Annotated in this window: 12 protein-coding genes; 7 read left to right on the top strand and 5 right to left on the bottom strand. The window is 66.0% G+C overall.

Annotated features, from left to right (window positions below):
* Positions 1-477 precede the first annotated feature (477 nt).
* Genes CIT37_RS27795 through CIT37_RS27805 form a run of 3 tightly spaced genes read right to left on the bottom strand, consistent with a single transcriptional unit; the run spans position 478 to position 3,471 of the window.
* The gene (locus tag CIT37_RS27795) at positions 478-2,193 is read right to left on the bottom strand and encodes a S8 family serine peptidase (RefSeq protein WP_095424617.1); all 1,716 of its coding nucleotides are present in this window, start codon (positions 2,191-2,193) and stop codon (positions 478-480) included.
* Between the two features lie 16 nt (positions 2,194-2,209).
* Positions 2,210-2,905 carry a hypothetical protein gene (locus tag CIT37_RS27800; protein ID WP_028143181.1) on the bottom strand — a complete coding sequence of 232 codons (696 nt, stop codon included), beginning with the start codon at positions 2,903-2,905 and terminating at the stop codon, positions 2,210-2,212.
* Positions 2,902-3,471: a sigma-70 family RNA polymerase sigma factor gene (locus CIT37_RS27805; RefSeq protein WP_018315733.1), complete on the bottom strand. Its 570-nt coding sequence runs from the start codon at positions 3,469-3,471 to the stop codon at positions 2,902-2,904. Before CIT37_RS27805 ends, CIT37_RS27800 begins: the two co-directional genes overlap by 4 nt.
* A gap of 438 nt (positions 3,472-3,909) precedes the next feature.
* On the opposite strand from CIT37_RS27805, the gene CIT37_RS27810 reads away from it, so the two are divergent.
* Entirely contained in the window at positions 3,910-5,067 is a 1,158-nt protein-coding gene (locus CIT37_RS27810) for a GGDEF domain-containing protein (RefSeq protein ID WP_095424618.1), read from the top strand.
* A gap of 63 nt (positions 5,068-5,130) precedes the next feature.
* Positions 5,131-6,234 carry a DUF2336 domain-containing protein gene (locus CIT37_RS27815; protein WP_095424619.1) on the top strand — a complete coding sequence of 368 codons (1,104 nt, stop codon included), beginning with the start codon at positions 5,131-5,133 and terminating at the stop codon, positions 6,232-6,234.
* 12 nt (positions 6,235-6,246) lie between these two features.
* Here CIT37_RS27815 and CIT37_RS27820 read toward each other — a convergent pair whose 3' ends face one another.
* Both CIT37_RS27820 and CIT37_RS27825 read right to left on the bottom strand, forming a co-directional pair.
* Positions 6,247-6,885, bottom strand: a complete 639-nt coding sequence (locus tag CIT37_RS27820; RefSeq protein WP_095424620.1) for an NrsF family protein — start codon at positions 6,883-6,885, stop codon at positions 6,247-6,249.
* A 2-nt stretch (positions 6,886-6,887) separates the two neighbouring features.
* On the bottom strand, positions 6,888-7,433 hold the full coding sequence (locus CIT37_RS27825) for a sigma-70 family RNA polymerase sigma factor (RefSeq protein WP_095424621.1): 546 nt from the start codon (positions 7,431-7,433) through the stop codon (positions 6,888-6,890).
* A gap of 291 nt (positions 7,434-7,724) precedes the next feature.
* Between CIT37_RS27825 and CIT37_RS27830 the strand changes: the two genes are divergently transcribed.
* The 5 genes from CIT37_RS27830 (at position 7,725) to CIT37_RS27850 (ending at position 12,349) form a co-directional block, all read left to right on the top strand.
* The gene (locus CIT37_RS27830) at positions 7,725-8,411 is read left to right on the top strand and encodes a hypothetical protein (protein ID WP_038971539.1); all 687 of its coding nucleotides are present in this window, start codon (positions 7,725-7,727) and stop codon (positions 8,409-8,411) included.
* 134 nt (positions 8,412-8,545) lie between these two features.
* Positions 8,546-9,325, top strand: coding sequence for an enoyl-CoA hydratase (locus tag CIT37_RS27835; RefSeq protein WP_028143187.1), 780 nt, complete (start codon positions 8,546-8,548; stop codon positions 9,323-9,325).
* Positions 9,326-9,546: 221 nt separating this feature from the next.
* Positions 9,547-10,944 (top strand): TolC family outer membrane protein, encoded by a 1,398-nt coding sequence (locus tag CIT37_RS27840; RefSeq protein WP_038971540.1) that lies wholly within the window; start codon positions 9,547-9,549, stop codon positions 10,942-10,944.
* A gap of 106 nt (positions 10,945-11,050) precedes the next feature.
* Positions 11,051-11,335 (top strand): P-loop NTPase family protein, encoded by a 285-nt coding sequence (locus CIT37_RS27845; RefSeq protein ID WP_370091933.1) that lies wholly within the window; start codon positions 11,051-11,053, stop codon positions 11,333-11,335.
* Between the two features lie 51 nt (positions 11,336-11,386).
* Entirely contained in the window at positions 11,387-12,349 is a 963-nt protein-coding gene (locus tag CIT37_RS27850) for an amidohydrolase family protein (RefSeq protein ID WP_095424622.1), read from the top strand.
* The last annotated feature ends 3 nt before the right edge of the window (positions 12,350-12,352 follow it).

Consider the following 12,352-nt stretch of genomic DNA (forward strand, 5'->3'; position numbering starts at 1 on the left):
CCCGTCAGGGGAAAACACGGACGCGGGGGACGCAACGCACACGAATCAATTTAGACGCGACATGAATATTTTGTGGAAAAGTTTTGACTTGTCCAGCAACGACACGCCAGTCGTCGTCAATCACCGTAGTCGTGCGGAGATTTGCTGTGTTTTCGAGTCAAGCCTCGCACAAGCATAGCGGAGGTGCGACGCGCTGAGCGAACAGCCGACTCGAACACAGGGGCGTCCGATCAACCGCAAGCTGAACGAACGCGAAGGCTTCGAAGAACCGGATGCCCAAAAGAAAAGACCCGTCCGGGGGGACAACCGGACGGGTCAAGCCATATGGGCGCTTGGGGTGGATGGGCGCTCGCGCCTGATATGACTGATGGGGAGGGATGACCGCTCCCACATAATTTGGTCGTGGCAGCTGGCTGAACGTTCAATGCGGGGTTCGCTTTTTTGAGCTTGGACGTGCGCGCATCTTTGTCGCAGCCGCTATCGCGTCGCCGGCCTATCCGCCTGAGAAATCGTGGATTTATCGTCCGCACTCGACAGCGAGGGTTGTTCGATCGCGCGGGTGCCAGGCTCATCGCGACGCTTCCCGGCATCTTCACGTTTTGTTGTACCGGACGCAGCCGCGACCGGCGTCGCGCTGTCGGCGGGAACAGCCATGACCGCGGCAAACGCATCGGTCTGGCCGTCGCCGAAAAGCTCGTCACGCCCGGGGGAGCCGAGGTCGCGCGCGGTCTTCGCCAGCGTCATGCGCAGCGCCTCCGGCTTCAAGGTGTAATTGCGCTCGAGCAGCAACGCCGCGACGCCGGAGACATAGGCAGCCGAGAACGAGGTTCCCGACGTCATCTGGTACTTGCCGTCCGGCGCCGGCAGGAAGATGTCGACCCCGGGCGCCGAGACGGCGATGTAATTGCCGCGGTTGGATGCCGTAAACAGCCTGTCCTGCTGATCGGTCGCGCTGACCGCGATCACGTTGGGATTGGCGGCCGGATAGAGCGGCGGCGATTTTGCCCCGGCATTGCCGGCGGCGGCGATCAGCACGAGACCGCGCGCGGCGGTCGCCGCGATGGCGCGCTCGATCACGGCGTCCTTCGGACCGGCAAAGCTCATATTGACGATCTGCGCGCCGTGCTCGGCGGCGTAATTCAGCGACCGCAGGATGATGTAGGACGAACTCTCGGCGCCGCCATTGCTGCCACCGAAGGCACGGATCGCGATGATGCGCGCCTGGGGGGCGCTGCCCATCAGCCGGTCATGCGCCACGATGGCGCCGGCGATGCCGGTGCCGTGGACGTGCGGCCCCTCCGCGCTGCCGAGCGCATCGAAATTGTCGGCGACGGAATTGGCCAGCTCTGGATGCTTGGTGTCGATGCCGGAGTCGATCACGGCGACCGTGACGTTGGCGCCGTGCGCCAGCGTATGCGCCTGCGGCAGGCGGAGCTTTGTCAGTGCATATTGCGCAGGATCGCCTTCGCTGGGCGGCGTCGATTTCTGGTCCTGCAGCACATAGCGGAAGTTCGGCTGGAGCGAGCGCACGCTGCCGTCGGCCGCGAATTCGCGCCGCACCGCCTCGTACGGCCGGCCATCCGTGACACGAAACAGACCGAACGTAGCCCCGATCAGCGGGAAGCTCTCCGACGAGATCCGCGTCAAGCCGTGCCGGCGGGCCAACGCGTCAGCATCATCGGGCGACAATGTGCCGTCGATCTCGGCCACGAATTCGTTGGCGAAGCTGCGAAGATTGGCGGCGGCCGGCGTGGCGTTGCCGCGGCCCTTGCCGGCGCTCTTCTTGGCGGGTTTGCCCGAGCCACCGCCGCCGGCATTCGGCTGCGCCAGGCATTCGCCCTCGGCATCGCGATAGGGAGCGGTGCAGGCCGGATACAGGTTCGGCGAGTAGCGCGCATAGGGCAGCACCGTCGTCGTCGGCCGCAGGCGCGACGTCGTGGTGTGGGGAATGGTCGCCATCGTCCGCGGGCCGCGGTCGACGGACACCGCCCTGGCCGAGATGGTCGGAGCGATGCGCGGGGCGATGCTCGGAGAGATGGTCGGCGTTCGCATGGGCACGCTGATCGTCGGCGTGCGCATGATCGCCTGCGCCTGCGCAACCTCGACGCCGAGACAGGCGGCGATCAAAAGCGCCGCGCCGACCGATGAAGCGTAGGCCCCGGCGCGCACCCTGCTCTCGGACTTGCCTGTCATCGGATCAGCGGCGCGCTTAAGGCGCCGCGACGGCGAGGTTGACGAACTTCTCGCGCTGCATCTTGCCGAGCAGCGAGGCGAGTTCGTCCTGGCTCATCGCCTTGTCGAACTGGAGGCGGAACATGCCGCCCTTGGCATCGCCGATGATCGAGGCCTGATAGCTGTCGAGCAGCGCGGTGATGTCGGCGACGCGGGCCTCGGGCGTGAAGCGCACCAGCGCGCGCGCCGGCGGAACAGTCGTACCGAGTTCGCGTGTGATCGGACCGCTGGTCGAGAGCGAAGCGGTCTGGAAGGTCGCGGGCTGGTTCTTCATCAGCACGGCGCCGATGATTCCGGCTTGCAGCATCAGCGCGATGGCGCCGAGGCTCGCCGACCACGCCAGCGTGCGCGGCGACAGGCTCGCGAAGAAGGTCGAAATGCGCGCCGACAGCGGCAGCGAGCCGCTTGCCCGCGCAGGCTCGGCGTCGATCGAGGCGAACAGCTTCTGCAGCGCGCGCGCCGACGGAGCCCCCAAGCTCTCGTTCAGATGAATGGTCTCTTCGTACTCGCCGCGGATTGCCGCATATTGCCTGGCAAGCCCGGGATCGCGCGCCAGCGCTTCCTCGACCCGCCGCGCATCGCGTGCGTTCAGCGTGCCGGCCGCGTGCCACGGCAGCAGCAGTTCAATTTCACTGGGCTCTTGCTCCAGCATCTTCTTGCTCAAAGCCATCATGGCCAGCCTCGCTCAACGCCGGCTGCCTTCAGCAGTTCGGCCAGTTTCTTGCGCGCATAGAACAAGCGCGTCTTCACAGTGTTCTCCGGTATTCCGACGATTTCGGCCACCTCTTCCACGGACTTCTCGTGGTAGTAGACGAGATCGACGATTTCCCGATGGTCCGGCGAGAGGCCCGTCAGACACTCCCGCAACGCTTCACTGGTATCCTTTTTCTGCACCACCGTTTCCGGATTGTCGGACGTATCCTCGATCGCGTTGGCGGCGTCTTCGTCCAGCTCGAAATCCTTCCTGCGCCGGAGCGCAGACAGGGCCTTGAAACGGGTGATTGCCAGCAGCCAGGTAGAAACGGCGGATCGGCCCTCGAACTTGCCGGCTTGACGCCAGACGTCGAGAAACACCTCGCTGATGAGGTCTTCCGCCGCCTGCTCGTCCCGCACGAGCCTCAGCCCGAACCTGTAGACCCTGACATGGTGCCGCCCGTACAGCACCTGCATGGCGAGCCGGTCACCTTGGGCGATCCTGGCGATCAGGACCTCGTCCGAAGCCGCCTGTGTCACGCTCAATGCCCGTCTCGCAAAGTTGGTCGGGTCGGCGCGGCGGACGGTTCGACCGGGGGTGCAAAATTGTTCAGCGTACCGCAGTCATACGGTGGCCTATGTGACCTACCCCACATACGCGTATTTTTCTTGTCCCATCCGCGGCCGTCGGCCGCCTTCATCCAGATCGGTAACATAATACTGCGATACTTCCCTGCGGAATGCCTGTCCGGCACAGGCGGCCCGGCCTCGTCCGGTTCCATAGCAGCCCTGCACGACATATGTCTCGCCAAGCCCGGCTTAGGCTCGATCGCATCGCAAACGGATACCTGATCGCCGGCAAAATTTCTCCCGCCAGCCGACCGCCTTGTTCCGCGCTGCACGGTTCGGATTCGGTTTCCAAGGATACCAAACCTAAAGGCTTGCCACGTAGATTTTTACGCTGACATCACCATTGGCGGGACCATGAGCACGGCCGCGACGTCCTTTCCCGAGAGGAATGCCGCTGAGGTCGCGGATCTCGTGCTCACGCCCGAGGCGGCGGCTTCCGAAGTGCTGGCGCGCCGGGCCCGGCAGCGCCGCCAGATGTATATCGGCCAGGTGGCGAGCTATTCGCTGGGCGCCTCGGTCCTGCTGCTCTACGCCTATGGCGGCGCCGTCTCCATGGCCGTTCCATCGCTGTTCTGGCTCGGCGGCCTCCTGATCATCGGTACGTTCACCGTGCTCTCGGAAGCCGGCTTCGGCGACCGGTTCGAGGATCATTACCTCACCGTCTTCCAGATCTCGGCGCATATGGCGTTGCAGCTGCTGTTCCTGCTCGCAGTGCCGACGGTCGGGGTCGCGTTCATCGCCGTGCTGTTTCTGATCTTCGCGTTTGGCACGCTGCGGATGACCTCGAGCCAGGCGATGGTGACCTGGGGCCTTGCCACCTGCGGGCTCGCCCTGGTCTTCCTGGGCTCGGACCTGCCGATCGGACTGCCGGTTGAAACCCGCCTGGAGCGAACCGCATCGATGCTCTGCTTCGTGCTGGTGATCGGCCAGTGCGCCTTCCTCGGCCTGTTCGGCGCCACCCTGCGCAAGATCCTGTACCGGCGCAGCATCGAGCTGAAGGCCGCCTATCAGCGCATCGAGGAGCTGGCCGAGCTCGACGAGCTCACCGGCTCCTACAACCGCCGCTGCATCATGCGCCTGCTCGACGCCGAGATCGAAAAGTCGCGGCAGACATCGATGCCCTGCGCGATCGCACTGATCGATCTCGACTGGTTCAAGCGCATCAACGACGCCCACGGCCATCCCGTCGGCGACGAGGTGCTGCGCACCTTCGCGATCACCATGTTCGCCAACATCCGCCCGGCCGACTGCTTCGGCCGCTACGGCGGCGAGGAATTCCTCCTGCTGCTGCCGGACACGTCGGACGACGCCGCACAGCGCATGCTCGAGCGCTTGCGCGGTATCATCGCCGATCTCGACTGGAGCGCATTCTCCCTGAATATGCGGGTGACCATTTCCGCGGGCGTGGTGACGCTGCGCGACGTCGATACTGCCGACACGTTTCTCGCGCGCGCCGATCGCGCGCTCTATTCCGCCAAGGCGCAAGGGCGCAACCGCATTGCAACGAGCTGACCAATCCATTTTTTCCCGCTGCGACAGAACCCGCCGCCGGACCGAGCGCTCCAGGACAGGGCCATGAGATCCAGATCCGCAAAAACATCCGAGAATCTGCTCGAGGAACTGCAGGCTGCGCTCTCGCACGGCACGGTCGCGCGCCGGGTCGAGACGCTGCGCCGCGTCACCGATCTGTTCGTGGGCAATTCGGTGGACTATTCCGATGACCACATCCGCGTGTTCGACGACGTGTTCCAGTGCCTGATTGAGCAGATCGAGACGTCGGCCAAGGCGCTGCTCGCCGACCGCCTCGCACCGATCGCGGCCGCGCCACCGAAAATCATGCGCACGCTCGCGCTCGACGAAGTCATCGAGGTCTCCGGCCCCGTGCTGTCGAAATCGGAACGGCTGGACGAGACGACCCTGATCGAGATCGCGCGCACGAGGGGCCAAGCCCATCTCAAGGCGATCTCGCTGCGGCGGGTGCTGTCGGAAGCGCTGACCGACGTGCTGGTGACGCGCGGCAACGAGGACGTGGTGCAGTCGACCGTCGGCAATCCGGGCGCACGGCTCTCCGAGGGAAGCCTCACCGATCTCGTCACCCGCGCCGAACGCGACGACGACCTCGCCACCTGCATCGGTCAGCGGCCGGACCTGCCGCGCCATCACTATTTGAAGCTGGTTGCGAAGGCGTCCTTGAGCGTGCGCAGGAAGCTCGAGGCCGCGCATCCGGAGCTCGTGGACGAGGTGTCGAGCGTGGTGCAGGAAGTGGCCCAGAGGGTCCGCGCTGCCGCCATGACGAAGCAGACCGAGATGGCGCGCGCGCTGGTGAAGTCGCTGCACGAGGACGGCCGCCTCAACGAATTCCAGGTCACCAGTTTCGCCGAGCAGGGCAAGTTCGACGAAACCAATGCGGGGCTCGCGGCGCTCGCCGGCGTCGCGGTCGAGACCGCCGAGACCATGATGATCGAAAGCCGCACCGAGGGCGTGATGATCCTCGCCAAGGTCGCCGGCATGTCCTGGCCGAGCGTGCGGGCCATCATCGCGATGCGCGAGAAGCTCTCCGGCGGCTCGCAGACCGACATGCTGACGCTGCGCGACGTTTACGAGGCGCTGCGCTCATCGACCGCGCAGCAGGTGCTGCGCTTCCACCGCATGCAGCTGGGCACGACGCCGGCGGCGTGAGGCCCGGCGCGGTCAGTATCTCAGGACCCTCGCCCCGACCGCCGCGCCGATCGCCGTCACCAGCGCGGTCGCGAGCGTGTACCAGGTCGCGACGAACAGGGGCGAATCGTCGGTGCAGTGCGAGGCATAGAGCGTCGCGGCAAGGCCGGCCGACACCAGGCCGGCGAGCGCTCCGGCAAGCGCCGGGCGCGACGGCGCGCCATGGCGCAGGCCGAACAGCGCCCCCGCAAGCAGCGGCAGCGACATCGCCGGAATTGCGACCAGGCACACCCTGGAGTTCTTGCCCATCAAGCGCATCGTCATCGGCATGGCCGGCGCCATCATCGCCTCACTGCCGATCGCGACCGCGAGCAGCCCGACGGGAAGCAGCAGCAGCCAGCCCCAGCCGCGCAGCAGGGCCTCGGGACGCGACAGATGCAGGCTGACGATGATGGCGGGAATCGCGAGCGACAGCGTCACCGCGAACTTCATATCGAAGAACGGGTTGTGCATCGCGCTCATCACGTCGTGACGCACGCCGAGGAACGTCGCGAAGATCAGGATCGACAAGGGCGCGGCCACCAGGAGCGCCATGGTCAGCACCGCGCCGACGCGCGGCGCGCGATGCGCATTGTCGGCTGCGAGCGAACGGATGAGTTGATCGGTGTCCATGACTACTGGTCCCGCAGTTTAGTCGTCAGCGCCGCAAGTCCGCGATGCAGCGCGACGCGCACCGCGCCCTCGCTCATCGAAAACTTCGCCGCCGTATCCTTGATCGAGGCGCTCTCGACCGCGATCGACTGCAGCACGTCGCGCTGGCGCTGCGGCAGGGTGTTGAGCTGGGCTGCGACCTCGCCCGCGGAGGCGGTTTCCTCGGGCGCCTCGCCCGGCAGGGTTTCGGCGAAATCGTCGATATTGACGAAGACGCGCCTGCCGCGCCGGCGCAGCGAGTCGATCAGCTTGTTGCGGCCGATGGCAAACAGCCAGGGCGCGAAGGGGGCTTCGCTGTCCCAGGTGTGCCGCTTCAGATGCACCGCCAACAGAATCTCCTGCACGATATCCTCGGCCTGGTCGGGAGGCTGGCCTGCCCGTGCCAGGCCTCGCCTCGCTGCAGCGCGCAGCACCGGCGTGACCGCCCTCAACAGGCGATGATAGGCCGCATCATCGCCAGCCATGGCCGACCGCATCAGGCCGGTCCATTCGTCCTCACTTCCGCGCACGCGCGCCCCTCACCATGCAATTCGGCCGTCCGTTCAATTTGTTACGCGGGTTCGACGAAATCACGAATTCGTGATATGCCCTGGACCGCGCGACCGATCCGGCCGTAAACGTCTGCGACGGCTCATAACACCGATCGGCCCGTCCCGCACCCGGCGGCTGGCTTCAGGGGGTCCGGTCTGCCCCGGTTTTGCCCGTTGTGGCCCGAAGATTCCCATTTTCTGCCCCGCTGTCGTCACGCCCCGGGGTCTCTGTTCGTGTCCGGGACGGGCGGAATTGGGGAGATCATCACCATGATGAAAGCCAGCGGGCGCGCGGCCCTGATTGTTCTTGCCGGCCTTTTGTTGCTGTTCGGAGGCCTTGCACAGGCGGCCCCAAACTCGGCCACAAGCAATTCGGACAGCGCGGGCAAGCAGGCCGACGCGGCCAAGCCGAGCAAGCACCGGCGCCATGAGTCACGCCGCACCACCACCAGCGGCAAGACAGCACAGAAATCCGACGACAAGGCCGACAAGAACGCCGCTCCGGCCAAGGCCGACAACAAGGCCGACGAGACGAAGGCCGACAGCACGGCCGACAATAACGTCCCGGCCTCGACCCAGATGCCGCCAGCGGTCGCCAACGCCAATGCGCAGCTCGCCACCACCGACACCCCGACTGCGGCAGCGGCCTCGGCAATGACAGACCGCGCCAACACCAATGTCCAGGCAGCGGCCGATAATACCAACGCTGCGAACGCCGAGAGCCAGGTGGTCGCCCCCGATCAGCTCAACGACATCGACCGCGCCGCGCAACAGGACAACCCGCCCGCGCAGAAGGCGGTGATTGCCGCAACCGAGGCCCAGCCCCGGCCGGCACCGGTGATGGCAAGCACCCAGCAGAGCTCTGCCTGGGACCAGAGCTCCCTGATCGGCAAGATCTTCATCGGCGTCGGCACGCTGCTGACGCTGGCGTCCGCCGCCCGCATGTTCATGGCGTGATTGCGGGCCCGATCCTGGCCCGAGAGACCTCCCCGGAACGCGCATCTTGCTGCGTGTTCCGGCGGCCGTTAGCCCCTTGAAGCTCACCGCGCCAGCGGGCACATTGCCCGTCCAATCAAAAGCGTGGGTGGAGCATGAGCACGTTCGAACACATCATCGTCGAAAGCAAAGGCGCGGTCGGCATCATCAAGCTGAACCGGCCGAAGTTGCTCAACGCGCTCTCCTTCGGCGTCTTCCGCGAGATCGCAGCTGCCGTCGACGATCTCGAGGCCGATGACGCCATCGGCTGCATCGTCGTGACCGGCAGCGAGAAGGCCTTTGCCGCCGGCGCCGACATCAAGGAGATGCAGCCGAAGGGCTTCATCGACATGTTCTCCGAGGATTTCGCCGCGATCGGCGGCGACCGTATCGCGCGTTGCCGCAAGCCGACGGTTGCCGCGGTTGCCGGCTATGCGCTCGGCGGCGGCTGCGAGCTCGCCATGATGTGCGATTTCATCATCGCCGCCGACACCGCAAAGTTCGGCCAGCCCGAGATCACGCTCGGCACCATTCCCGGCATCGGCGGTACCCAGCGCCTGACACGCGCGATCGGCAAGTCCAAGGCGATGGACCTGTGCCTCACCGGCCGCATGATGGATGCGGCGGAAGCCGAGAGAAGCGGCCTCGTCAGCCGCATCGTGCCTGCCGACAAGCTGATGGACGAAGTGATGGCGGCGGCCGAGAAGATCGCCGCGATGTCGCGCCCTGCGGCCGCGATGGCCAAGGAAGCGGTGAACCGCGCCTTCGAGACCACGCTCGCCGAGGGCATGAGCGTCGAGCGCAACCTGTTCCACTCGACCTTCGCGCTGGAGGACCGCTCCGAGGGCATGGCGGCGTTCATCGAGAAGCGCAAGCCGGTGAACAAGAATCGGTAACGTCAGGGAACGGGTCAGGCTGGTGTAAGGCTCGGCCGCGTTCCCTCAGAACTCCTGTGACGCACCTGCAACAAGCACGGATTTCATGGGGGTTTCCCCCGCGGCAGTTTGCCTGCGGGACCTCGGCTGGTTAAACAGTTAAGAGGCCACCGTCGGCGGGGGCGGACAGCCGGGGTAAGCGGGATTACATGATTGGGCGTACCGCCAGAGCTGGTCGCGAGATGACGCGGCATCGATCGGGCGTGGGTCCTGTGCTTGCGACATGGACCACGCTGGCGCTGTGTTGCGCCCTGCCCTCCGCCGCCTGGGCCGAAGCCCTGCCGGAGGCGCTCGCCAAGGCCTACCAGACCAATCCACAGCTCAATGCCGAACGTGCGCGACAACGCGCCACGGACGAGAACGTGCCGCAGGCCCTCGCCGGTTACCGGCCGCAGATCGTGGCGAGCCTCAGCGCCGGCCTGCAATCGGTGCGCAATCTGCTGCCCGACAACACCATCCAGACCGGCAATTTGAAGCCATGGATCATCGGCGTCACCGTGACGCAGACCCTGTTCAACGGCTTCCGCACCGCCAACAACGTGCGGGCCGCCGAGCTCCAGGTGCAGTCGGGCCGCGAGGCGCTGCGCAATGTCGGCCAGGGCGTGCTGCTCGACGCGGTCACCGCCTACACCAACGTGCTCGCCAACCAGTCGCTGGTCGAAGCGCAGCGTTCCAACGTCGCCTTCCTGCGCGAGACGCTCTCGGTCACCCAGCGCCGTCTCAACGCCGGCGATGTCACGCCGACCGACAGCGCGCAGGCCGAAGCGCGCCTTAACCGCGGCCTTGCCGATCTCAACGCCGCCGAGGTCGCGCTTGCCGTCAGCCAAGCGACCTATGCGCAAGTGATCGGCAATGCGCCATCGCAGCTTCGGGCCGCCGAGGCCGTCGATCGCTATCTGCCGAAGAGCCGCGAAGACGCCATGACCATGGCAATCCGCCAGCATCCGGCGGTGATGGCCGCCAGCTTCGACGTCGATGTCGCCTCCACCAACATCCGCATCGCCGAAGGCTCATTGCTGCCGAGCGCCACCATCCAGGGCAACGCCAGCAAGAGCCGCAACAACGACCCGACGCTCGGCACCTTCGCCGAGGACCAGGCCTCGATCGTCGCCAATGTCACCGCGCCGATCTACGACGGCGGCCAGGCCGCCGCGCAGACCCGGCAGGCCAAGGAGATCACGGCGCAGAGCCGGCTCGTGCTCGACCAGGTCCGCAACCAGGCTCGCACGGCGGCAGTGAGCGCCTGGGTCGCCAATGAAGGCGCCAAGATCACCGTGTCGGCCTCGGAATCCGAAGTGAAGGCTGCGACCGTCGCACTCCAGGGCGTGCAGCGCGAGGCCGCCGGCGGACAACGCACCACGGTCGACGTCTTGAACTCGCAGGCCGATTTGATCCAGGCCAAGGCCCGCCTGATCGGCGCCAACCGCGACCGCGTCATCGCATCCTACACGCTGCTCAGCGCCATCGGCCATCTCGACGTCAAGACGCTCAGCCTGAACACGCCGGATTATTTGCCCGAGGTTCACTACCACCAGGTCCGCGACGCCTGGCACGGGCTGCGCACGCCGTCGGGGCAGTAGTTTCAATCTATCGGGCCGGTGCCCATGAAAAGCCGCCGCATCCATCTGACGGGCGCTTCGGGCTCCGGCGTGACGACGCTCGGCCGGGCGCTCGCGGGCCGGCTTCGTGACCGCGCCGCGCGAGATCCGGATGAAGCGATTGCGCGCCCGCGAGGCCGCCCATTTCGGCGCTGACGCCGTCGCGCCGGGCGGCTGGCGCCACGACGAGACCGAAGACTTCGTCGAATGGGCCTCTCATTACGAAGCGGGGGATCGCGAAGGTCGCAGTCTCGCCAAGCATGAAGCATGGCTCGCGGGCCTGCCCTGCCCGGTCGTGCGCGCGGACGGCTCACGTCTGCTTGCGGACATTGTCGAGCAGCTATGCAACGAAGCGCAGCTTCGATCCGGCTGATGTGGTACCGTCCCGGCACACTGCCAAATAAAACAACCAGGGAGAGAAACCGTGCTCGATCGACGCAGCGTCCTGCTTGCCTCCCTCGCCGCCGGAGTAGCCATGACCAACAGAGCCCACGCCCGCGCGGCGCAGCCTGCGACGCCGGTCAATTTCGACGTCCCCGCGCATGCCTGCGACTGCCACACTCACATTCATGGCGACGTCGAGAAGTTTCCGTTCTTCGCCGGGCGCGTCTACACGCCCGAGCCGGCAAGCCCCGAAGAAATGGCTGCACTGCACAAGGCGCTGCATATCGAGCGCGTGGTGATCGTCACCCCCAGCGTCTACGGCACCGACAATTCGTCGACCTTGTTCGGCATGAAGGCACGCGGCGCCAATGCGCGCGGCGTCGCCGTGATCGACGACAAGACGACCGAGGCACAGCTCGATGCGATGCAGGCGGACGGTTTCCGCGGCATGCGCTTCAATCTCGCAACCGGCGGCGTCAACGACCCCAATGTCGGCAGGTCACGCTTCACCACCGCCGTCGAGCGCATGAAGGCGCGCGGCTGGCACGTGCAGCTCTACACCACGCTTCCTATGATCTCGGCGATCAAGGACCTCGTCGAGACGGCGCCGGTACCTGTCGTGTTCGACCATTTCGGCGGGCTGGAAGCTTCGCTCGGCCTGGAGCAGCCGGGTTTCTCCGATCTCGCTGCGCTGGTGAAGTCCGGCAAGGCCTATGTGAAGATCTCCGGCGCCTACCGCTCGTCAAAGCTCGCGCCCGACTATCAGGACATGGCGCCTTATGCACGTGCGCTGATCGCGGCGAATCCGGACCGCATCGTCTGGGGCACCGACTGGCCGCATCCGGATTCGAGCCGTGTCGAGGGACGCAAGCCGACCGACATCGCGCCGCTCTATCAGATCGACGACGCCCGCCTGCTCAACCAGCTTCCGGTGTGGGCACCGGATGCCGATGTGCGCAAGAAGATCCTGGTCGACAACCCGGCACGACTCTACGGATTCTGACGG

Source organism: Bradyrhizobium ottawaense (assembly GCF_002278135.3).
Lineage (GTDB): Bacteria > Pseudomonadota > Alphaproteobacteria > Rhizobiales > Xanthobacteraceae > Bradyrhizobium > Bradyrhizobium ottawaense.